Consider the following 22159-nt stretch of genomic DNA (forward strand, 5'->3'; position numbering starts at 1 on the left):
GACCTTCAGTAGCTGCACTGATCGCTTGTCGCGGCTGTCGTTCCGGCGCGGTGACCGAGGACACGGTGCACTGACTCCGCTGACAGGGTGGAATCAGAGGTGTGAGCAGAAGGCACCGGCGAGTGACGTCGTGAGGTCCACTCTGTCGACCCGCGAGCCGGGTTGGTCCAGCGGCGACACGACGCCCGCGGCGAACGAACCGAGTCGGGTGACGCCCGCCCGTCGGCAGCGCTGGGCGGTGCAGACAATGGCCGTCACGCCCGACGACCAGGTGCTGGAGATCGGTTGTGGTCGGGGAGCAGCCGTCTCGCTGGTCGCCGGCCAACTCACCACCGGACGGATCGTCGCCATCGACCGCGCCGCGACGATGGTGCGGCTCGCGACCGAACGGAACCTGGGCCACATCGACGCTGGTAGGGCCGAGATCCGGCGAGCAGGGTTCGAGTCGGCCGACCTGCCGACCGGCCACTTCACCAAGATCTTCGCGGTGAACGTCAGCCTCTTCTGGTTGGGCGAGGCGGCGCAGCAGATCGCTCGGATACGCAGCCTGCTGGCGCCGGGAGGACGGCTCTACGTCTTCGGCGAGCGACCCACCGAAGCGCACGCCACCGCGAACCTCACCGCGACCGAAGCACTGCTCCAAACCCACGGTTTCGCCACGACCACGTCGAGCGCCACCCGTGGTCAGGGTCAGGTGCTCACCTGTGTCACCGGCACACCGATCCGGTGAGCCTGGGCTGATCGCAGCGTTGACATGAGCCGGGCGGGCTCGGCGTGACGCCGAGCCCGCCCGTTCCGGGTCAGTAGAGCTTGATCAGACAGGGTCAGCGCTGCAGGGTCAGCAGACCCGGCCGGTACGGCAGCAGGCCGTAGTCGACGCCGTCGGAGCTGGGGGAACGCCCCTGGTAGAGCAGTTGCAGGTTGCAGGCGTCGACGGTCATCGTCTGGTCGGCGTTGGTGCGCAGCAGCTCACCGTGGCTGATGTCGTTGGTCCAGGTGGCACCGCTGTTGACCTTGCCCGCGAACGGGTTGCTCTGGGACGCGGCCTGCGGGGTCCACGAACCGTTCAGGCTGGTGGCCGTGAACGAGCGGAAGTAGCGGCCCGTCGAGCCGATCGCCTCGACGATCATGAGGTACTTGTTCAGACCCTGGAGCTTGTAGACCTGAACCGCCTCGAACAGGTTGTTCGTGGTGTCGCTCATGATGGTGGTGTAGCTGCTGCCGAAGTTGCCCGGGAAGTTCCCGATCGGCATGCTGGCCCGGTAGATCTTGCCGTTGTCACCGGCGAAGAAGAGGTACATGTTCGTGCTGTCACCGATGATCGTCTGATCGATCGGGCCGGTGCCGGAGCCGGTGATGCTTCCGGTGAACAGCGGCTGCGCCGCGGACCAGCCGTTCGCGTTGGTGGGGTTGGTCGAGGTCCGGTACGAGAACGCCGTGCCGCCCCACTGGTAGGTGAGCACCCAGATGTTCTTCGGCGCGAAGTAGAACAGCGACGGCGCGACAGTCCCGGAGTTCATCGTGTTCTGGGTGGCCGAGGCCATCTGCGAGTAGTTCGAGAAGAGGCTGAAGTTCATCGAGCCCCAGCTGCTACCGAAGTCGTGCGTGGTGGCGTAGACCAGCTGCTGGCCGTTGTACGGGGCGACGGTGAAGTCCTTCAGCGACACCCAGCCCGACTTCGGGGTCGCCAACACCCCGGTGGAGGACCAGCGGTACGTCGAGGGAAGGTCGCACGTGCCGCCCGGCGGCGGAGTCGTCGGCGGCGGCGTGGTGGGGTCGGTCCCACCGCCGACGCGGACGAACTGCCACTGCTGGTTGCTGCCGTTCCAGTCGTCGTACTGCACGATGTTGCCACCGTCGGCGGTCGAGGCGCCCTGCACCTCCATCACCTTGTTGCTGTTCCGGTTGATCAACCGGACGTAGCCGCTGTCCGAGTCGGCCAGCCGGAACTGCTGGTTGGTGCCGTTGAGGTCACTCCACTGCACGATGCTGCCACCGTTGGCGGTCGAGAAGCCCGAGACGTCCAGCACCTTGCCGGAGAGCCGCGACTTCACCCGGTAGTAGCCACCACCGGAGTCGACGAACTGCCACTGCTGCTGGTTGCCGCTGTTGCGGGCCCACTGGGTGATCCGGGCACCGTCATTCGTGGCCAGGTTGTAGACATCCAGGGCCTTGCCGCTGTTGCGGTTCACCAACACGTACCACGCGTTCGTGTCGACCGATGCCGCGGCGGCGGGTGACGACACCACCGCTACGGCGGCGCCACCGACCATCAGCGCCGCCGCGCTGGCGGCGACAAGGCGGGGCAACCACCAACGTCGCCGTCGCGACGGCGTGGCGATCGATGGAGACCTATCGAGGGCAGACATGATTCTCCTCCAGTGACCAAGAGCCGAACGGCCTGCCCGAGGGTGGGCGTACCGCGACGCGTGGCCGAGCACGCCGGCGTCAGAGAGTTAGCGTTAACAAGACGCCGGCAAGCAATAGCGCACGCCTGATTCGAGGTCGACGAAGCAAGGCTTGCCCGGAAAGCCGAGGTGTCGTCGTCCTTAGGCATCGACTGTGAGCGATAACATGCCGTTCGTCAAGACGTAACGTGCTGGGAACATCTACCGCTGTCGACCTGCGGATCTTGAGGTGAGGCGACTTGAACCGCATTCCCGCAGGCATCGCCCCAGCTCCCCGGCCAGGACCACCGCCAGGCCCTTGAGGAGGCCTCGCGAGCGCGTTAACATCGACAACTGCCCATTGCCGAGGGCTCGCTGACGGTGCCAGTGAATTCAGCCTGACGGGTCGACCGGCAGGAGCGATGGCGCGGCGACGGTCAGGACCGATCGCCATGCGAGTCAAGGCCCACCGGGTGGGCCGGTCCGCGGGGGCCAGGGGACCCGGGAGTCAGACCGCGCCCCGATCGACCAGGCTGAACGTCGTGTTCAGCGGGGCGTCGCCGAGGAACTCGACGAAGATCTCGCTCTTGGTCGGGCTCCACTGCACCGGGCCGTGCTCGTCGTTGACGATGCCGTAGGCGGGGCGCCCCTTGTCGTCGTTGCCCTCACGGTACAACGTGAACAACGTTGCCTTGCTGGGCCGACAGTCGGCTCCGACCAGCGCCGAGTACCCTTCCGAATCGACCTTGACCCCGAGGCACGGTCGGTGGGCGATCTCCGGGTTGACCGATTTGATCATGTAGTCGACACCGACCGGTACGAGTACGAAGAGCGCATCCTTGCCGGTTCCTTTGCCGACCTCGACCTCGCCGTGAGACGGCAGCGACAGGTCACGGTCGATCTCCACCACGTGCAGCAGGACTCGCCGCTGACCGGCCAGCATGGCCTGGGCCGGGTCCACGCTGGCCGACGGTGAGGCGGACGGCTTGCCCGACGCGGGCGTGGACGGCGTCGCCGCCGGCCCGGTCGTCGCCGGGCTACCGCTCGGCGTCGAGCCGGCCCGGTCCTGTTTGGACTGCCCACTCAACAGTTGCGGACCGAACAGGAATGCGGGCACCAGCACGGCGACCACCGCGGCGGTCGCCCCAAACGCGGTGAGCCATCCGCGCCGGCGTGGATCCGCGCGGCCGGCCTTGGCCGGACCCGATGTCGTCGACCGCGCGCCTTGATCACCACCGGCAGCGGGCGACACCCGTGGCGGCGTCGCGCCCAGGAGTTGGGCCGGCTCGCCGGCACCCACCGGAGACGCGGTCAACAACCCGTCGAGCAACTCCCGGGACGTGGGCCGGGCAGCCGGGTCCTTCTCCAACGCGCGGGAGACCAACTCCCGCAACGGCCCACCGAGCCCGGTCAGGTCCGGTGGTTGAGTGAGGATCCGCATCGCGGTCGCGGTAGGGGAGTCGCCCCCGAACGGGCTGCGGCCGGTCGCGGCGTAGGCGACCAGGGCCCCCCAGGCGAAGATGTCCGCGGCCGGGCCCGCCGGACGGCCGGAAGCCGTGTCGAACCGCTCCGGAGCCATGTACGAGACGGTCCCGACCATCTGGTTCGTCCGGGTGTGCTGGCTCGTCGCCTCGAAGGCTCGGGCGATGCCGAAGTCGATGACCTTGATCCCGCCCGGAGCGACCAGGACGTTCGCCGGCTTGAGATCGCGGTGGATCACCCCGGCGCCGTGGATGGCGGTGAGCGCGGTGGCCACCCCGACCGCGATGCCGTGCAGGTGCGCCCCTCCCAGCGGGCCCTGCTCCCGAACCACCTGGGCCAGACTGGGGCCCTCGACGTACTCCACCACCAGGTAGGGCGGGTCATGGTCCGGGTCGGCGTCCAGAACCTCGGCCGTGCAGAACGGTGGAACCTGGCGGGCGCGGTTCACCTCACTACGGAACCGACCCCGGAACTCCTCGTCGTGCGAGAGGTCCGCACGGACGACCTTGACCGCCACCCGCCGCCCTTGCGGCGAACGGGCCAGGAAGACACTGCCCATGCCCCCGTCACCGAGCCGGTCGAGCACCTCGTACCCACCGAGGCGTGCCGGGTCACCAAGACGGAGCCCGCCGCTCACGCCGGATGCCCGCAGACCGCGACCACCGCGCGAACCGATCCGCCCATCACCCGTCCCCCTAGGTCACTCCGACGCCGGCCGCAGCCTATCGTCCGCCCACCGAATCCCGTCGATGCCGTCCGTCAGTCGGCCGCGACCGGGGCTGCCGCCTCGTCGCGGCTGGGCCCCCTACCGCTTCGAGGCCCAGAAGACGTAGACAGCGCCGTACGGCACGGCCACCGTTGCGCCGTCGGTGCAGGCGCCGGCCGGTGCGACGCCGCCCGACGTCAGCAGACGGCTGACGTACGCGACGTTGCTGAGAATGCCGGCGCCGGCACTCGTCGGATCGAGCGACGCTACTGGAGCTATTCTTCGACGTCTTCTACGTCGCCGTGTTCGCGCAACTGTCGATGCCGTTGGCCACGAAGCCCCTTGGGGCGGACTGGGACAGAGCGTCATCCGGCTGCTGGCCGCGTGGTGGACCTGGGCGGGCACCGCCATCGACACCGGGTACCAGGACCCCGACCACGGCGAGCGTGATGCCCCTGAGGCATCAATATGACTCACAGACATCACGGTCGTTCGGGCGTTGCCCTCCGCACACCAGAGTCTGCGGCAGGCGGTGCGCCTGGTCGGATCACACTCACGGACACCTGGCGCCTTCGACGCTCGACGGCCAAGAGGCAGCGCAGGCGACGGTGGTCGGATCGCCCGCGATCCGACCACCACCCGCCGCGACCGTACGAGCTATCGACGGCTCCACTGCTGGTTGGCCTGGCCGGTGCAGGTCCAGAGGACGAGCTTGGTGCCGTTGCCCGTACCCACGTTGTACGGGTCGAGGCAGAGGCCGGACTGCACCCCGGTGATGGTGCCGTTGGCGTTGACGTTCCACTGCTGGTTCGTTCCGCCGTGGCAGTCGTAGATGGTGACCAGGGTGCCCGGCGAGGTGCCGTAGCCGGCGGCGTCGAGGCACTTGTTGCCGTACACGGTCAGCGTCTTGCTGCTCGTGTAGGTCCACTGCTGGTTGGTGCGGCCGTGACAGTCCCACAACTGCACCTGGGTGCCGTTGGTGGTGGAAGAGCCGGGGACGTCGACGCAGCGGCCGGACAGGGCACCCACGATCGCAGTGGTCTGCTGCCCGCCGCCGCTTCCCGGGTCGCCGATGCTGCCGGGCACCGCCTGCAGCGCGCTGTACCAGCGGGCAGCCATCTTGTCGTAACCGCCGGCCGTGGGGTGGACACCGTCGATCAGGTCGGCGGTGGTGAGTGCGCTGTACATGTCGACCAGGCGTACCCGCTTGCCAGCGTTCACCTTGCTCTGCACGATGCCCGGGATCGCCGCGTTGAAGGTGCGGGCCGCCGCATTCTGGTTGCTGTTGGAGAGCGGGATGATCTGCGCGACGAACACCTCAGCGTTGGGAGCTGTGGTGGTGATCCGGTCGATCAGGGTGGAGAGCCGGTTCGGCGCGGTGCTCACGTTGTAGTTCTGCAGGATGTCGTTGGTGCCGATGTGCAGCAGAACTGTCTGCGGCCGCTGGGTGTTCAGCCAGCCGACGATGTTCGCGTCGATCTGGTCGATGCGCCAGCCGGGATGCCCCTGGTGGTCGTGGTCACCCAGGCTGGCAGGCCCGTTGAACTGCGACCCGACGAAGTCCACTGTGTACCGCCCGTTGACGAGGCGCTGCCAGAGCCCGATGCGGTACCCGCCCGGCACCTGCGTGCCCTCGGTGATGGAGTCGCCGAGAGGCATCACCCGCACCCCGCCGTTGGATTCGGCGTAGGCCGGGCCGGTCGAGGTCAGCACCCCGGCGAGGACGACACCGAGCGCGGCGGTCGCCGCGAGCCATCTTGCCCTGGTTCGCATGGATTTCTCCCCTGCAGTGGCAGTGCTGACCGAGGGGTCAGGTCGTCGCGACAGTCGCCGCATCGACATGACGAGGCCGCCGCAGCACTGGGACGGATTGTTAACGCTAACAGCGATTCCTGTAAATTCTTGTCGCTGATCCGGCCCACGTCAAGCGCCAGCAACCGCGCCCCAAAGATGCCGCGACTTCACGAAAGACGAGTGGATCATGTCCGCTGGGGTCACCGTGGACCAGAAGACCGCCATCAGCGGCAACCGGCCCACGAACCGCACCCCCAGCTCACCGCCGGTGCCCAACTGCTTCGGCTGATCATTCGATCACCCCGGCAGTCGGGTAGTACGAGATAGGCAATCCGGTTCAGGTATCGATGATGTTGTTGTTTTCATCGATGCCGTGGCTGCGCCAATAGACGTCCCACTCATCGTCGACGTGCTGCGGGATCTTGCCCTCCGGATAGCGGACGTACGGCGGGGTCGGCTCCTGCCCATCCGGGAAGCAGGCGCTGCCGCCCTGCCCGCCCACCGCGATCGCCGGATACTCACCACTAGCGCAGATGTCCTCCCGGAACGAGCAACCGGTGGTGGCCATCAGCCCACCCAGGCCGACTGCGGCCAGAGCGATCATGATTCGCGTTCGCATGGAGGGAATTCTGGTCGCAGCGGCAGCGCCTGCCATGCGCACGCGTACTCATCTCGCGCCGGGCGTCACGATTCCTCGCCCGGACCGACCAGGCCGACGGGGCGAGCAGAACAACCGCGTCCGACACGTACGCCCATACGAAAGCAGGGAATATAGCCTATTGGCTATATTCCCTGCTCAAGTGGTGCGCCCGAAGGGACTCGAACCCCTAACCTTCTGATCCGTAGTCAACGCAAAGGAGTTGCCGTGACCTGCATGTATATAGTTTTGCCCTGATTTGATATGTAGCAGCGTAGACGGAACGTGACGCCCGAACACGCTTCACTCCTGCAAGGTGCCACTCAAGTGGCACGCCTGACTCGTGTCGAAGTACTGCCGGGTCGCACGCCCCGATGACCGGCCGGCACACTCTCTGCCCGGAGGGCGCAACAGCCCTCTCGGTTAGGTTGAGATTTCCACTAATCGGTCGGATAGCAGGCAAAAGACAGATGCCCGCTCAGGATCGCGGGGACGAGAGGCTTCCCCTACACTTCGTGCGTGGCCGACAACGAACAGGTGCTGCTCGATCAAGTTCTGGTCCAGCGACAGGCCGAACGATCGGTCCCGATCCGCGACGATGAAGCCTTCGAACTGTTCGCAGCGGAACAGGCGCTCGTAACCCGGCAACTATCCGCAGAGGAAGTCGCCGAGGGAGTCATCGGAGGCAGCAACGACGGCGCCATCGACGCGATCTACGTATTCGTCGATGGAATGCTCCTCTCCGAGGATAGCGATGTGCTGCAGGCCGGATTCTCATCGAGCAAGCTGCCACGGGGCGTCAAGCTGCAACTCTGGTTGGTACAGGCCAAGCGGGAGACCTCGTTCACCGAGACGGCCATCGACAAGGCTGCAGCTGCGCTCGCGCGGTTACTGAGCCTCGCGGAGAACGAAGATGATCTCCTCAAGCTCTACTCCTCAGGCACCGTCTCGCGAACCGGATTCTTCCGAAAGGCCCTCCGGGCCCTAGCCACACGGCATCCCCAGGTGGAAATCCACTTCGTGTATGCCACCCGTGGTCGGGCCACCGGCCAAAACTCGATCAACACCAAGGTCGAGATCAAGGCACGCGACCTGGAGACCCAACTCGCTAGCGTCATATCCGGCGCGAAGGGCCACGTCGAGTTCCTCGGGGCGGCCGAGCTATGGCGACGGGCGAATACCGTCGCGTCATACACGACCGAGCTGACCTACCAGGAAAACGCGACCAGCGGCAACAGCCACGTTGCTCTGGTTAAGCTCCGCGATTACATGGCCTTCCTTAAGGATGAGGACGGCCAACTCCGACGGCACATCTTCGACTGGAACGTCCGCGACTATCAAGGCGACGTTGAGGTAAACCGGGAGATCCGGGCCTCGCTGGAAGACCCCGAAGGCCCTGAATTTTGGTGGCTCAACAACGGAGTAACTATCGTCTGCTCCAAGGCAACCGCAGTCGGCAAGACTTATTCTTTAGACGATGTCCAGGTAGTCAACGGGCTGCAGTCTTCGCACACCATCTTCAACTTCTTGCGCACGGCATCTGAAAGTCATCCTGCCCTCGACCGCTCAGTGCTAGTCCGCATCCTGGTGACGGGCGACGACCTGGCTACCCGGGATCTCGTCATCCGCGCCACCAACCGCCAAACGTCGGTGCCAGCCGCCTCGCTGCGGGCCACCGACAACATCCAGCGCGACATTGAGGCGTACTTCCTCGGACACGACTGGTACTACGACCGCCGGAAGAATTTTTACCGCAACAGCGGCCGCAGCGCCGAACGGATCGTGAGCATCTCCCTGCTTGCGCAGGCGGTTATGGCCATGGGGCTGAGCCGCCCCGACAACTCCCGTGCCCGACCTTCTAGCCTGCTGAAGCGTGACGAAGAGTACAAGCGGATCTTCTCCAAGGAAATCCCGGTGGAGATCTATCTCTGGGTCGCCCGGGCTCAGAAGGAGATCGACGCTTTCCTGGCGTCGGAGACTGCCGGCGTAAGCGTGCCTGAGCGCAATAACTACCGCTTCCATTTGGCTATGGTGGCAACGGCGAAGCTCGTGGGCCAGCCCGTACGGTCTCCGAAGCAGCTCAGCCGCTTGGCCTCGGCTGGCACCCCGCTGGCAGACGCAGACCTACCGGCGACCTTGGCCTTCCTTCGCGGCGAGTTTGCTGCACACGAACGCCGCACGGGGAACTCGCTCGACAAGATCGCCAAGGGGCCTGACTTCGTCGAGCACCTGCTGGGGATATCGCACGACAGGACTACCAAGGGGCCTGACTTCGTCGAGCGCCTGCTCAAGCGTTTTTCGTAGGGCAAGGGAGCTTCAGACGACCGACGCCCGCGAGCTCCTGGACACGGCGGACTCGCGCTGATCTTCCGATCTAGCCTCGTTGCCAGATAACCCAACTCGGGCACGCCGGCCCGCTGACCATCCCGGACCGTTGCCCTGCTTGGCGATCCCAGGCGGTCCGAAGCCGGTGGCTCACCAGGGCGACGATCACCCCCGCTGCTTGGACAGCATGGCGGTCGGCCTCGTCGAATACCCACGCAAGGTGGGCAGGGCTCAGCCGCACCGAGAGCACCGTCGTCGACGGTTGGGGCTTGTACTCCACCTCGGCCTGGTCGATCCAGTTGGTTATCGGCTCATCTAACGTCATGATCCGACACCCACCTGCCTCGTGGTGCTCAGGTTGGTCGCAAGGTGATTCGGAGGCTTCGACACTTCGGGCACTGACCTGGAACGCCGAATCCGGCGCGAGACACCCAGTGGTGGTTGCAGTCGAGACAGTCCGCGATGTAGGTCTGCGGAGGCTTGGCAGGACGAGCCATCGTCCCCCCTCTTCTAGAGGTGAGTTTCTCGACAGACTATGTGCAACATAGACAGCTGCACACGCCGCGGTCATGTCAAGATCGCGACTCAGCCAGTGGGAAGGACGGCGCCTCCGCGTGTAGTTAGGCCACCGCCGTCGCCGAAGTGGCGGTGTCGCGGACCGAGTGAAGGATCGTGATCAGGCGGTCTACTCGGAGGACGGGAAGATCGAGTCCGGCCCGTGCGGGGCGATGTCGCTGAACGGAGAATCGTAGAGCCGCTCGGGCTCAATGGCCCCCGTTTTGGGTCAGGTGAGCGATGATCAGGTTCACGAAGTTGATCTGGTTCGCGTCGATCGTCCGGCTGCTCAGGAATCGGCGAACACCTCCGTGGCGGCCTCCCTATCGAGTCCGACCAGTGAGCGGATGAACAAGCCGAGCCCATGGGCCGAGCGGCGGGCCTGGTCGAAGTCCTCGGTGCCGCCACCGCGGCCGCCAGCATCCGTTCTAGCTCGTCAAGATCCGTCGGGGAAAGCTGCTAGGAGCCCGCGCGTCGCCGTGAGTCAAGCCCCAGACCTGGAAGACCAGGCGGTCACCATCGCCAGACGCACCTTCGGTCAACTGTATGTGACGGTCCACTGACCCCAGCGTCAGGCGTGCCATCCAAGTGGCACGCAAAAATGCCCCCCGGTCGATATCCGGAGGGCATTTTCCCTGCTCAGCGTGTGCGCCCGAAGGGACTCGAACCCCTAACCTTCTGATCCGTAGTCAGATGCTCTATCCATTGAGCTACGGGCGCTCGTGCTCAGCCAGCATACACACCTGGCTTTCGCGCGGAGACTCCGGGATTCGAACCCGGGAGGGGCTTTAAGACCCCAACCGCATTAGCAGTGCGGCGCCATAGACCAGACTAGGCGAAGTCTCCCCGGTGATCCTCAGACCACCGCGCCCGAGGATACAGGTCACCACCCACCGGGAGCAAAACGACTTCCGGGGTACGCCCACCGGGGTCCGTCCGCCCCCGTGTTTCCACGCTGTGCGGCGGCGTGATCGGGACTACGCTCCATCGATATGCAGGAGCAGCCGCCCAGCGAGTCGACCCGTCGAGAGCCTGCTGAACGAGCGCGTAGCCGCTCTCCACGGGCCACGTTCACGCCGCCGGTCGTGGCCGAGGAGCCCACCGGGACGGTGGAACCGGTCCCGCCGGCTGCGGCTCCGGCGAGCCAGCGTCCTCGCCGGGCCAAGGCCGCCCCGGCGGTGCTCTTCCAACCGCCCGAGCCGGACCGCCCGCTGCCTCGACAGCCTCGGCGAGCGCCGGCCGAACTGACCACCGACACCAACGCCGAGCAGCCGGAGCACTCGGAGCAGCCGACCGGCGACCAACCGAGCCCAGCAACCGGCCTCGCATCGACACCGCCGAAGGCTCGGAGCGCCCCTGTTCGCAGGGCTGACCATCGACAGGCAGCCGACACGCCCGCCGAGGTGACCCCGGCCACGCCGACGCCCCGCAAGCGCGCCGCAAAACCCACAAAGGCCGCGAGTACCACCAACGCGGCGAGCACCACCGAGACCGCGAGCACCACCCAACCGCAGACCTCCACCGAAGCGCAGACCACCACCGCGAGCACCACCACGCCAGCGGCCCCGGCCAGACCCGCGAAGACCACCAGGCGCGCGGCCACCCCACGAAAGAGCACCCCGCCGACCAAGAGCATCCCGCCGACAACGCCCGCCCCCGAACCCGTGGTCAGGCCGCAGACGGCACCCACCGAGCAGCAGCTGACCCCGGCAGACCCCGCCGTGCGGCAGGTTGAGCCGGCTCTGGGGCGTACCCCCGAATCGGAGCTGCGCGCGGTCGCCGCGCGCGTGCTCGACCACCCTGGCTTCGCACCGGAGCTGTTGGCTCTTGCCGCGGTGCGGACCTTCGGGCCCGGCGCGGCCGGATGGGCCGCTGGGTTGCGCGACAGGTACCCGGATGCCTCGGCGGACGGCCTGGCCCGGTTGGCGGCCCGACGGTTCGTCCGCTCGGCGGGTGCGGGTGGGGCCACCGCCGCGCTGGCCGGCTTCTTCGCGCCGCTGGCCGAATTGGCGGCGGTGCTGTGGACGCACTCGGAGCTGGTGCTGCACCTGGCCGCGGCGTACGGCAAGGATCCGACGCATCCCGACCGGGCCGTCGACCTGCTGGTGCTGACCCAGGTGCACCCGGATCGGGCGAGCGCGGTGGCGGCTCTGGCCGCCGCCGAAAGCGCTGGTGACCCGGTCGAGGGGGCGTGGCCGCGGGCGGCGGAGGCGGCCTGGCGGTTGGCCGCGCCGCTCACGGCTCAGGCCGGTGGTTGGGTGGCGTTGCGGCTGGTGGCCCGGTTGCTGCCGGGCGCGGCGGTGCTCGCGGCGGCATTGGGTGACGCGGCGGCGGCCGACCGGCTCGCGGCCCGGACGGTGGCCGTCTACCGACCCGACCGGCGCTGACGGGTCAGAGCCAGTCGAACCACTCCCGGGGCAGCAGCGCGTAGCCGACGAACGCGAACACGTCGAGCAGTGTGTGCGCGATGATCAACGGCATCACCCGCCGGGTGCGCAGGTAGAAGAGGCTGAACACGACGCCCATGATCGCGTTGCCGACGAACGCGCCGAAGCCCTGGTAGAGGTGGTACGAGCCGCGCAGCAGCGCGCTGGCCGCGATGATCGCGGCCAGCCGCCACTGGAGCTGACGCAGCCGGGTGACCAGGTAACCGACCACGATCACCTCTTCCAGCACGGCGTTCTGCACGGCGGCGAGGATCAGCACCGGAACCGTCCACCAGATGTCCGGCAGCGCGGCCGGCACCAGCGTGGCGTTGAGGCCCAGGTGGGCCGCCACCCAGAACAGCGCCAACCCGGGTAGGCCGATGAGCGCCGCCAGGCCGGCGCCGCGCGCCACGTCCTGGCCGGGCCGCCGTGCGTCCAGGCCGAGGGTCCGCGCCGGGTCGCCGGGGTCACGGGTGAGCAGGTGTACGGCGAGAAGCACCGGCAGCAGCGCGAACACGATGCCGAGCAGTTGGTAGGTGAGGTCCAGCCAGGGGCGGGCCGACGCCGAGGTGTTCAGCGAGGCGGTCTGCTTGGAGAGCGGACCGTCGGCGGTCAACTTCGCGATGATCGAGACCACCGCGTAGATCGCGGACTGGCCGAGGGAGAGGCCGAGGACCAGCAGCGTCTCGGTGCCCAGCAGTCGGCGGGACACCGGGCGGGTCAGCTCAACGGTCACCGCACCACTCTGCCCGACGTACGGCACCCGTGACATGGCCGACCGGCCACCGTGAGCCGATCGCACATTCTGTGCGACCAGTCGACACGCTCCGTGGAGATTCTATGAGCGCCCGATCCGTTGCCGTCTGGAGAAGGAGCGTCAGTGGACAACCTCGCGCGGTTGCTGAAGGAGAGCTGGGCCCTGGTCGAGGACGACCGGGTCCGGCTGAGCGGTCACTTCTACGCTCGGCTGTTCCTGCTCGACCCCGCCCTGCGGCAACTCTTCCCGGTGCAGATGACCGGCCAGGGCGACCGCCTACTCGAAGCGATCATCACGGCGATCCACACTGTGGACGACCCGGAGAGCTTCGACGAGTTCCTCCGGGCGCTGGGCCGCGACCACCGCAAGTACCACGTCGACGAGCGGCACTACGCCACGATGGGCGTCGCGCTGCTGGACGCGCTGCGCAGCACCGCCGGCGACGGCTGGAACCTGGAGTACGACCAGGCGTGGCGGGAGGCGTACGCGGCGATCGCCGCCCTGATGGTGGCCGGTGCCGCCTCCGACGACGACCCGCCGTTCTGGCACGCCGAGGTGCTGACCCACGAGCGGTACGGCCCGGACACCGCCGTGCTGACCTGCCGGGCGTTGCAGCATCCGCTGCGCTGGCAGGCGGGGCAGTACGTGAGCCTGGAGGTGCCGCGCTACCACCCCCGGGTGTGGCGCAACTACTCGGTGGCGAACGCCCCGAACGACGACAACGTGCTGGAGTTCCACGTGCGGTCTCCGGGGGCCGGCTGGGTGTCCGGTGCCCTGGTGCGGCGGGTGCGGCCGGGTGACCTGCTCCGCCTGGCGGCGCCGATGGGGTCGATGACAGTGGACCGCGCCTCGGAACGGGACATCCTCTGCGTGGCCGGCGGCGTCGGGCTGGCGCCGATCAAGGCGCTGGTGGAGGAGTTGGCCACCTTCAACCGGACCCGGTGGGTGCACGTCTTCTACGGTGCCCGGCAGGCGGCCGACCTGTACGGCCTGGACGGGTTGCAGGAGTTGGTGGCCGCACACCCGTGGTTGTCGGTCACCGCGGCGTGCAGTGAGGATCCGGACTTCGACGGCGAGCAGGGCGAGATCCCGGAGGTGGTGGCCCGGTACGGCCCGTGGACCACGCACGACTGCTTCGTCTCCGGTGCCGCCCGGATGGTCCGGTCCACCCTGCGGGTGCTGGCCGCCGACAACGTGCCGCCGCCGAACATCCGCTACGACACCTTCGGCGACCTCTAGACGTTCCTCCCCCCACACCGGGGCGCGTGCCCCTGCCCCCTGGGGCACGCGCCCCGGTGCCTTCCTGGTCAGTAGCGCCAGGGACGCCCGGCCTCGCGGTACTCCTCGACCGGCACCAGGGGCACGCCCGGCGCCATCCGGTCGACGTAGAGCCTGCCTTCCAGGTGGTCGATCTCGTGTGCGACCAGCCGGGCCATGCCGAATTCGAACGACGTGATGATCCGGCTGCCGTCCCACTGGGCGTGTTCCACGTCCAGGCGTAGCGGCCGGGGCACCAGACCTCGGTGGTCGAAGAAGGAGAGGCAGCCCTCGTACTGCTCGTCCGTCTCCGGGTCGGCGTCGACCACGCGCGGGTTGAGCAGCACGACCGGCTCCGCCGACCGGTCGGGCGGCCGTACCACGGCCGCCGCGCGGCCGATGCCGAACTGCGGGGCGGCGACACCAACACCCTTGCTGAACGGGTGCAGCTCGTCGAGCCGGGCCAGGGCCATGACGAGCCGGTCGACCACGTCCCGGGCGACATGTTCCTCAGCGGGCAGGTCGAACGGGCGGGCCCGCTGGCGGAGCAGGTCGTCTCCGCGTTGCACGATGCCGAGGCCGCGCATCCGGTCGCTGGGTCGGACCCGGGCGGCGCCGGGGCCGATGTCCGGTTCGGTCTCCGGACGGGCACGGAACCGCCACTGCATCCGGTAGCGGGCGTTCAACGGGGGGTCGTCGGTCTGCCAGTCGTAGATCACCCGGTCGCCCTCGTCGTGACGCTGCGGCGCCGTCCGCAGCGGGCCCTCCTCCGCGCTGAGCGAGGTCTCCACGCCCCAGACCTGCGGGTCGAGGGCAGCGGGCAGATCCAGGCGTACGGCGAGCTGGCGGGTGGGCAGTCGGACGGCCCGCTGGAACCAGGGGCCCCACTTCTCGTGGCCGACGCTGTACGCGTACTCGATGGTGGCCCGGTCGCCCGGGTAGAGGGGGAAGCGTCGCTCCCCGTTCTCGAAGAGCAGCCAGATCTCCTTGAACGCGTCCCGATCGTGCTTGGCTCGCCAGTGCATCGGCTCCGGGTCTCCGCCACCGTCGTCTCGACGGGCCTGTATCTGCAACTCGGCGAAGGTGAGGGGGTGCTCCCGGTGGTGCCGGTTGGAGCGGCCGGGGTCGTTCGGGTAGCGGTCGACGGCGACCCGGACCAGGTAGCGGGTGACCGGCTCGGTGCCGGCGTTGTAGAGCTCACGGTGGATGACGCACCGGTAGCCGTCGTCGGTGTGGGTGAGGGTGGCCAGCTCCCGTTCCACGACCAGCCCGGTGCCCGGTGGCAGCCACTGGCCTGGCAGGTACGACTCGCGGTGCGGATGACCCGCCCGGGCGTGCCGAAGGTCGTCGTACTCCCGGAAGCGCTGCCAGATCGCGCCGCTCGCCTCCAGGACGGCCTCCGCGCGGCGGGCGAAGTCCTCGGTCGGGCGGTGCCGGCGCCCCTCGACGTGGCTCACGTAGGACGGGTCGAACCCCATCAGGACGGCCAGTTGCTTCTTGGACAGCCCTCGCCCGGTCCGTTGCCGGGCGAGTTCGGCCGCGAAGGAGTCGGCAGCCCGTTCGAGGGGTGAGGTAGTCATCAGCTTCCTCGTGGCCGGGGCTATAAGTTTTCACGTTCCGTGCGCGGGCACACACGCAAGTGGCATGTTTTCGACACACCGCTTGACAATTCACCGATGGCCGTCGATCGTGCGGCGGCGTTTCCCAGCAGGGACTCCGGGTAGTAGCCGAAGCACTACTCCCGCCGAACACGGGGGTGACCTGGACGTCCGGGATGTGACCAAGGTGAGGCTTCCCTTACGGCCACGGGCTTGGTTAGGCTAGCCTTAGCTCAGGACGGCACTGGTTCGTCCGCCGGGGCGCACTCCTCGGTCAGACAGACAGGGGACGACTCAGGTGACAGCGGTGATGCCACGGCGCGAGACCGCCACCACGCCGCTCGCCCCCGTCACCGCTGCGCTCCGGGCCATGTTCGGCACCGATGACCTGCCCGGCCTCGCCCGGGGCCTGCTGGTCGACGACGAGCTCGGCTGGGCGCCCGCCACCACCCTGATCGATGGCAGCCGACTGCCCGAGTTGCTGAACGGCGCGGCCGTCCGCTGGGGCGGCACCCCGCACGCCTGCGCGGCGCTCGCCTGGAAGTCCTACAGCTACTGGGCCGCCCTGCCGGTCGTGCTCGGCTGGGCCTCCGCCCGCCGGGTGCCACTGCTCGACCCGGCCGACCTGCTGATCCATTTCGAGGACCATCGGCAGCTGCTCACCATGGGCCTGCGCCGGGGCACCACGGTGGCGGTGCTGCCGAACGACCCGCTGGCGCTGACCGGCCTGCCGGAGGTGCGGGTCGTCGCCGACGAGGCGGAGCTGCTGGCCGCGCTGCGCGCGTCCCTGCTCGACGCCCACCTGGCGCCGCTCATCACGGCGATCCAGTCCGAGGTCCGCGTGGGCACCCGGACGCTGCTCGGCTCGGTCGCCTCCGGCATCGCGCACGGCATCCTGCGGGCTGCGGACGCCCTGCCCGGCTCCTCAGTCCAGAGCATCGACACCCTGCTGGGCGCACTCGACCTGGCCGACCTGATCGAGCTGGTGCCGGGGCCGACCGGTGAGCCGACAGTGCAGCGCCACACCTGCTGCCTCGCCTTCACCCTGCCCCGCCCGAAGGTCTGCCAGGGCTGCTGCGTCCGCTAGGCCGGACCGGGGCGGTATCGCTCAGTCGGTCAACGGCCGGACGTCCCACACCCACACGCCGCCGGCGAAGACCGGTTCGATCCCGGTCAGCTCGGTCATGCCCCGGCGCAGCGCGGTCTCGTGCTCGTGTGGCCCGAGGATGACCACCCCGGCCCGCCAGTAGCGCAGGTCGTCGACCGCTCGGACCCGGCTCTGCGGCGTGATCGGCGGCACCGCCCCGGTGCGCCGGATGGTGGTGAAGAAGCTGCTGGTGGGGCGGGGGGTCGCACCGAACAACGCGACCTTCGGCGGATCGGCGTCCGGACGCGTGTCCGGGCCGAGGAAGTAGCCACGGGCCAACGGCATGTCCAGCCGGGTCGTCGCGGACCAGCGCAGCGGCTCGGCGTAGGTGGTGTCCGGCAGCGGCAGGGTCACCACACTGCGCCCACCGGCCACGTACGGCCGCCACGCCCCACTGGTCACGAAGCTGGGGACCGGATCGGGGCGGGCCACGGGCAGCGGGGTGGGGACGATCGGCAACAGGGCCATCGTGAGCACTGTGGCGGTGACGAAGCGGATCTGCCCCCGAGCGGCCGGGTGCGCATGGGCCAACTCGCGGGCACGTTCGGCGCCGTAGGCGAGCAGCAGCCCGATGATCGGAGTGATCGCCAACGCCCAGCGTGTCGGCACCACCGAGTGCAGGATGGGCAGGTTCTCCAGCGCCGCCCAGGGGCCCGGCACACCCGTACCCCGGTTGTCGAAGCGGACCTCCCGCCCCAGCGAGAGTACCGCGAAGAGCAACCCGAGCGCGGCCAGCGCGAGCACCACGATCGACCGGCGCAGCCACCAGACCAGGGCGATCACCAGCACCACAAGGCCCCACCCGAAGAAGCTGTTCTCCTCGGTCGGGTTCTTGGCCAGGCCCGCGGCGGTGCGCGCGCTACCGGCCAGCGACTCCCGGGAGTACGCGAGGAACGAGGCCACGTCGCTGGAGTAGCCGCGGATCAGGCGGGACAGCCCGGAGTACGCGCCCGGTCCGAAGAACTGGACGTACAGGGGGTACGCGAGCAGGAGCCCGGCGACCCCGGCCGCGACGGCCAGCCCGGCGAGGAAGGATCGGGCCCGCGGCCGTAGATCCGCGCGGCCGAGGGCGAGCACGCCGACGACCACGCCGAGCCCGATCGCGGTCATCAGCAGGATTTCCAGGTTGAGGAACGCCTGCCAGACGATGACCAGCGCGAGAAGGATCCCGTTGCGCAGCCAGCGACCCGGTTCACCGAGTCGTAGCGTGCGCCAAATGATCAACGGGACGACGAACTGCGACACGATGTTCGGGTGCCCATTGGCGTGGGACACCATGGCCGGCGCGAACGCGCAGAAGCCGGCGGCGAGCCACGCCGGCCCCCGACTGCCGATCAGGACCCGGGAGAGCAGGAAATACCAGGCCGTGGCGGTGGCAATCATGCCGGCGGTCAGGAAGACCAGAAATGACGCTCGCGGCCCGAACAGCAGGGTGATCGGCGTCATTGGCAATGAAATGGATAATACGGACGTATTGGCCATCAGATTGACGCCGTCGGGCACGTTCATCTGATTGGAATGAAACGGATACGCAAAGTGCGTGACTACTCGCGCACCGTGCGCCATCATCCATTCAAACTGCGACTGATCCGACTGGTTGTCCCGCACATCGCTGTCCGGGTCCAGCCAGAGTCGACAGGTGACCCAGAAGCCGAGCACCACGAAGCTCAGCACGGCGGTCAGATCGGCCCACATCCCCCTACGGGTAGGCCGATCGGCACCGGAAGCCCCCTCCGCCGACGGCGCGGCGGCCGGGCTGCGGTCGCCGCTGGGCACGTCCGGTTCGGGAGTAGTCATGACAATTCATAGGGTAGTCAGCGCCTGGCAGCGCCGTGACATGTTTCGGGGTACTGCCGTACTATGTGCCGGGTTCGCCGACCGCCGATCACGAACCCACCCCCCGACCACAATTCGGCCACCCCGATGCCCCGATTCTTTCGCCGTCCCAGCGGATGATTCACTCTGTCGGTCCAGGCACGGGTCGAGTTCATACCGTGAGGAATCGACGCATGGCAGAAATCACTGGGGACCAGCGCGTGCAGTCCGAGGTGCTGGAAGGCCTGGCAACCGCTGTCAACCACCGTCGCTGGTTCATCGAACTGGCCGTGCCGTACCTCGGCGACGACCCGATCGAAATCGGCAGCGGTCTCGGTGACTACGCGCTGGAATGGTCCGAGCGGCTGCCACGGTTCACCGCCACCGAGGCCGACCCGGACCGGCTGCTGCAGCTCAAGGAGCGCCTCGCCGACCGTCCGAACGTCGACGTCCGGCAGATGCTGCTGCCGCACAACGACCGGGGCGACTACAGCGCGGCCGTCTCGTACAACGTCCTGGAGCACATCGAGGACCACGTGGGCGCGCTACAGAGCATGCGCGACCTGGTCCGACCCGGCGGCGCCGTGATCATCATCGTGCCCGCGTTCCAGTTCGCGATGGGCCCGGCCGACATCGCCACCGGGCACGTCCGCCGCTACACGAAGAAGACGCTCGGGGCGGCGATGACCGAGGCCGGTCTGACCATCGAGAAGATGCACTACGCCAACGCGCTCGGGCTGATCGGCTACTTCATGGCCACCAAGGTCTTCCGGCTGATGCCGAAGGAGGGCCCGATGGTCAAGGTGTACGACACCCTCGTCCTGCCCGCCACCAAGGCCGCCGAGCAGCTCGTCCTCCCGCCGTTCGGCCAGTCCGTCTTCGCCGTAGCCCGCGTCCCAGCCTGACCCAGCCCCCGCGCTGGTCCTGCAGCAGGACCAGCCTGCCCAGTCGATCATGGACTTGTGGTGCCCGGCTTGGTGCTTGCCGGGCGTTTTGTCACCCACCACAACTCCATGATCGACGAGACTCGGCGGCTCCGGGGTTAGTCCTTGATCTGGTACGTCGGGCGGATCACCGCTCGGGCCAGGGTGTGGAACGTCAGGTTGAAGCCGACGTAGGCGGGGGTGGCGTCCGGGGTCAGGTCCAGGCGGTCGACGTCCAGGGCGTGCACCGCGAAGACGTACCGGTGCGGGCGGTCGCCGGCCGGCGGAGCCGCCCCGCCGTACCCCTGCTCGCCGTAGTCGTTGCGGACCGAGAACGCCCCGCCGAGGTCGGTGCCCGCCGCGCCACCAGCGCCGGTGGGCAGTTGGGTGACGTCGACCGGCACGTTCACCAGCACCCAGTGCCAGAAACCGCTGCCCGTCGGCGCGTCCGGGTCGTAGCAGGTCACCGTGAAGCTCTTCGTCTCGGCGGGAAAGTCCGACCAGGCCAGCTGCGGTGAGACATTGTCACCCCCGGTGCTGCCATGCGCGTGCCGGGCGTCCATCGGCTCGCCGTTCTGCACGTCGTCGCTCGTCAGCGTGAACGAGGGCAGCGTCGGCAGCAGCTCGTACGGGTCCGGGGCGATCGGTCGTTCCAGGGTCATGGGGACGCGTCCTTCCGATGTGCGGAGATACCACCCCTTCTTACCCCGCCGCGGCCCTCCCGACGACCGGAAGCACGCGCTGACCGACTGTGGTTTCGCAGAGCTACGGTTGAGTTCGGGCAACGTTCCGCAGGGGGACATCGTGGCCGGCATCTGGCGGGACTTCGCGGTAGCCGTCCTCACCGCGTTCCGCCGCCGGGACGAACGAGCCATCGCCGACGACCGCCGACGCGCGGTGGAGCGACTGGCCGAGGAGACGATCCGCCGGGAGCGGCGAACCATCGACCCGCCGGAGTGACCGGGAGGCCGGACGCCGGAACCCTCCGGGACGAACAGACAAGATGATCTGATGTGGCGGATCTTCCGGTCCCGGCCGGTGGTCACCGCGGAGACTCATCGACCGACGCTGTTCGAGGTCTTCTTCGACCTGGTGCTCGTCTTCGGGCTCATCCGGGTCACCACGTTCATGAGCGAGCGACAGTCGTCGGTGACCCTGGTGCAGGGCCTGCTCGTCCTCATGCTGCTGTGGAACTCCTGGCTCGTCTATGCCTGGCTGGGCAACTACGTCCGGCTCGACGTCGGGTTGATCCGGGTCGGCATCGCCGTGGCGATGGCAGCCGTCTTCCTCATCGCGTTGGTCCTCCCCGAAGCCTGGGAAACCGGCAGGGGTACGAGGACACCGCGGCTGATCCTGGTGCTGGCGTACCTCGTGGTGCGGTCGACCCAGTTCGTTCTCTTCTACTGGGTGTCGGTGGACGACCCCCGGCGACTCAGAACCGTTCGGCTCTACGCCCTCACCACAGCGCTGTCCTGGATCCCGCTCGTCCTCGGCGCGGTGTTCGGCGGCACCGCGCAGATCCTGCTCTGGGCGGCGGCGCTCATCATCGACATGGGCGGTGGGGTGCTCGCCCTGCTGGTCGGCGGGTGGCCGGTACGCAGCCCCGGCCACTTCGCGGAGCGGCACGGCCTGGTGGTGATCATCGCGCTCGGAGAGTCCCTGATCTCGGTCGGCGCCGGCGTCGGGACTCAGATGATCCACTGGCCGAGCCTCCTGGCGGCGCTGCTCACGCTCACCGTCACTGGTTGCCTGTACTGGCTGTACTTCCCCAGCGCGTCGAGCGCCGGGAACGCACTGACGACGGACTCCGGACTGCACCGGGGCTTCGTGGCCGGCAACGCCTACAGCGTCGCCCACCTCCCGCTGCTGGCGGGAACCATCTACGTGGCGCTGGGAGTCGAAGAGGTGCTCGCCGGCATGGCGCACGGGAAGTCGCACGAAACCCTGCACTGGATCCCGGCTGTCGCACTGTTCGGCGGGACCGCCCTGTACCTCGCGGGCCGGGCGACGTTCCTGGCACTCAGCGTCCGGTGCGTACGACCCGAGCAGTTTCTCGCCCCCGCTGTGGCGCTGCTGCTACTTCCCGTCGGCCGTTACCTGCCCGGTCTGGCCGCTCTGGGCCTGCTCACCGGGTTCCTCGTCATCCTGCTCAGCTACGAGGCGTGGACCAGGCGATCCGCATCGACCAGCGCCTGACGGTGCTGTTCAACGCGCCCAGCTCACGAAACGCTCGAACAGTTCACCAGCGGGGATGGCGGGCAACTCCATGACCACGACCGCGTGCAGACTGCCCAGGTACATAGACAGCCCGATCCGATCCCGGCCGTACGCCTCGGACAGGCGCACCCGG

At 68.2% G+C, this 22159-nt stretch carries 18 protein-coding genes and 2 tRNA genes; 8 read left to right on the forward strand and 12 right to left on the reverse strand.

What is annotated here, in order from left to right:
• Positions 1 to 130: 130 nt before the first annotated feature.
• Positions 131 to 730 carry a methyltransferase domain-containing protein gene (locus tag ABZU43_RS00080; RefSeq protein ID WP_355004415.1) on the forward strand — a complete coding sequence of 200 codons (600 nt, stop codon included), beginning with the start codon at positions 131 to 133 and terminating at the stop codon, positions 728 to 730.
• 94 nt (positions 731 to 824) lie between these two features.
• Here the strand turns inward: ABZU43_RS00080 and ABZU43_RS00085 are convergent, their stop codons facing one another.
• The 5 genes from ABZU43_RS00085 to ABZU43_RS00105 all read right to left on the reverse strand — a co-directional run bounded on the left by ABZU43_RS00085 (position 825) and on the right by ABZU43_RS00105 (position 6988).
• On the reverse strand, positions 825 to 2369 hold the full coding sequence (locus ABZU43_RS00085) for a non-reducing end alpha-L-arabinofuranosidase family hydrolase (RefSeq protein WP_355004416.1): 1545 nt from the start codon (positions 2367 to 2369) through the stop codon (positions 825 to 827).
• Positions 2370 to 2895: 526 nt separating this feature from the next.
• On the reverse strand, positions 2896 to 4506 hold the full coding sequence (locus tag ABZU43_RS00090) for a serine/threonine-protein kinase (RefSeq protein WP_355004417.1): 1611 nt from the start codon (positions 4504 to 4506) through the stop codon (positions 2896 to 2898).
• A 168-nt stretch (positions 4507 to 4674) separates the two neighbouring features.
• Positions 4675 to 5058 carry a DUF3455 domain-containing protein gene (locus ABZU43_RS00095; protein ID WP_355004418.1) on the reverse strand — a complete coding sequence of 128 codons (384 nt, stop codon included), beginning with the start codon at positions 5056 to 5058 and terminating at the stop codon, positions 4675 to 4677.
• 174 nt (positions 5059 to 5232) lie between these two features.
• Positions 5233 to 6348 carry a ricin-type beta-trefoil lectin domain protein gene (locus ABZU43_RS00100; protein ID WP_355004419.1) on the reverse strand — a complete coding sequence of 372 codons (1116 nt, stop codon included), beginning with the start codon at positions 6346 to 6348 and terminating at the stop codon, positions 5233 to 5235.
• Between the two features lie 358 nt (positions 6349 to 6706).
• A complete protein-coding gene (locus ABZU43_RS00105) occupies positions 6707 to 6988 on the reverse strand; it encodes a hypothetical protein (protein ID WP_355004420.1) in 282 nt (93 codons plus the stop codon).
• A gap of 537 nt (positions 6989 to 7525) precedes the next feature.
• Between ABZU43_RS00105 and ABZU43_RS00110 the strand changes: the two genes are divergently transcribed.
• A complete protein-coding gene (locus ABZU43_RS00110; protein WP_355004421.1) occupies positions 7526 to 9310 on the forward strand; it encodes an AIPR family protein in 1785 nt (594 codons plus the stop codon).
• A 1223-nt stretch (positions 9311 to 10533) separates the two neighbouring features.
• Here ABZU43_RS00110 and ABZU43_RS00115 read toward each other — a convergent pair.
• Positions 10534 to 10606, reverse strand: a tRNA-Arg gene (locus ABZU43_RS00115).
• Positions 10607 to 10641: 35 nt separating this feature from the next.
• Positions 10642 to 10732: transfer RNA gene (locus ABZU43_RS00120), tRNA-Ser, on the reverse strand.
• A gap of 239 nt (positions 10733 to 10971) precedes the next feature.
• Here ABZU43_RS00120 and ABZU43_RS00125 point away from each other — a divergent pair.
• Positions 10972 to 12273 (forward strand): hypothetical protein, encoded by a 1302-nt coding sequence (locus ABZU43_RS00125; RefSeq protein WP_355004422.1) that lies wholly within the window; start codon positions 10972 to 10974, stop codon positions 12271 to 12273.
• Between the two features lie 4 nt (positions 12274 to 12277).
• Here ABZU43_RS00125 and ABZU43_RS00130 read toward each other — a convergent pair whose 3' ends face one another.
• The gene (locus ABZU43_RS00130; protein ID WP_355004423.1) at positions 12278 to 13048 is read right to left on the reverse strand and encodes a CPBP family intramembrane glutamic endopeptidase; all 771 of its coding nucleotides are present in this window, start codon (positions 13046 to 13048) and stop codon (positions 12278 to 12280) included.
• Positions 13049 to 13192: 144 nt separating this feature from the next.
• Between ABZU43_RS00130 and ABZU43_RS00135 the strand changes: the two genes are divergently transcribed.
• A complete protein-coding gene (locus ABZU43_RS00135; RefSeq protein WP_355004424.1) occupies positions 13193 to 14308 on the forward strand; it encodes a globin domain-containing protein in 1116 nt (371 codons plus the stop codon).
• A gap of 68 nt (positions 14309 to 14376) precedes the next feature.
• On the opposite strand, the gene ABZU43_RS00140 is transcribed toward ABZU43_RS00135, so the two are convergent.
• On the reverse strand, positions 14377 to 15906 hold the full coding sequence (locus ABZU43_RS00140; RefSeq protein WP_355004425.1) for a peptide deformylase: 1530 nt from the start codon (positions 15904 to 15906) through the stop codon (positions 14377 to 14379).
• A gap of 328 nt (positions 15907 to 16234) precedes the next feature.
• Here ABZU43_RS00140 and ABZU43_RS00145 point away from each other — a divergent pair, with 328 nt between their 5' ends.
• Positions 16235 to 17011 (forward strand): hypothetical protein, encoded by a 777-nt coding sequence (locus tag ABZU43_RS00145; protein WP_355004426.1) that lies wholly within the window; start codon positions 16235 to 16237, stop codon positions 17009 to 17011.
• 21 nt (positions 17012 to 17032) lie between these two features.
• Here ABZU43_RS00145 and ABZU43_RS00150 read toward each other — a convergent pair whose 3' ends face one another.
• Entirely contained in the window at positions 17033 to 18766 is a 1734-nt protein-coding gene (locus ABZU43_RS00150; protein WP_355004427.1) for a hypothetical protein, read from the reverse strand.
• 314 nt (positions 18767 to 19080) lie between these two features.
• Between ABZU43_RS00150 and ABZU43_RS00155 the strand changes: the two genes are divergently transcribed.
• A complete protein-coding gene (locus tag ABZU43_RS00155) occupies positions 19081 to 19791 on the forward strand; it encodes a class I SAM-dependent methyltransferase (RefSeq protein WP_355004428.1) in 711 nt (236 codons plus the stop codon).
• A 137-nt stretch (positions 19792 to 19928) separates the two neighbouring features.
• Here ABZU43_RS00155 and ABZU43_RS00160 read toward each other — a convergent pair whose 3' ends face one another.
• Entirely contained in the window at positions 19929 to 20471 is a 543-nt protein-coding gene (locus ABZU43_RS00160; RefSeq protein ID WP_354943924.1) for a YbhB/YbcL family Raf kinase inhibitor-like protein, read from the reverse strand.
• A 109-nt stretch (positions 20472 to 20580) separates the two neighbouring features.
• Here ABZU43_RS00160 and ABZU43_RS00165 point away from each other — a divergent pair, with 109 nt between their 5' ends.
• The gene (locus ABZU43_RS00165; RefSeq protein WP_355004429.1) at positions 20581 to 20769 is read left to right on the forward strand and encodes a hypothetical protein; all 189 of its coding nucleotides are present in this window, start codon (positions 20581 to 20583) and stop codon (positions 20767 to 20769) included.
• Positions 20770 to 20820: 51 nt separating this feature from the next.
• Positions 20821 to 22005 (forward strand): low temperature requirement protein A, encoded by a 1185-nt coding sequence (locus ABZU43_RS00170; RefSeq protein WP_355004430.1) that lies wholly within the window; start codon positions 20821 to 20823, stop codon positions 22003 to 22005.
• 9 nt (positions 22006 to 22014) lie between these two features.
• Here the strand turns inward: ABZU43_RS00170 and ABZU43_RS00175 are convergent, their stop codons facing one another.
• The gene (locus tag ABZU43_RS00175) at positions 22015 to 22155 is read right to left on the reverse strand and encodes a hypothetical protein (RefSeq protein WP_355004431.1); all 141 of its coding nucleotides are present in this window, start codon (positions 22153 to 22155) and stop codon (positions 22015 to 22017) included.
• Between the last annotated feature and the right edge of the window lie 4 nt (positions 22156 to 22159).

The organism is Micromonospora sp. NPDC005205, from assembly GCF_040608275.1.
Classification (GTDB): Bacteria; Actinomycetota; Actinomycetes; order Mycobacteriales; family Micromonosporaceae; genus Micromonospora.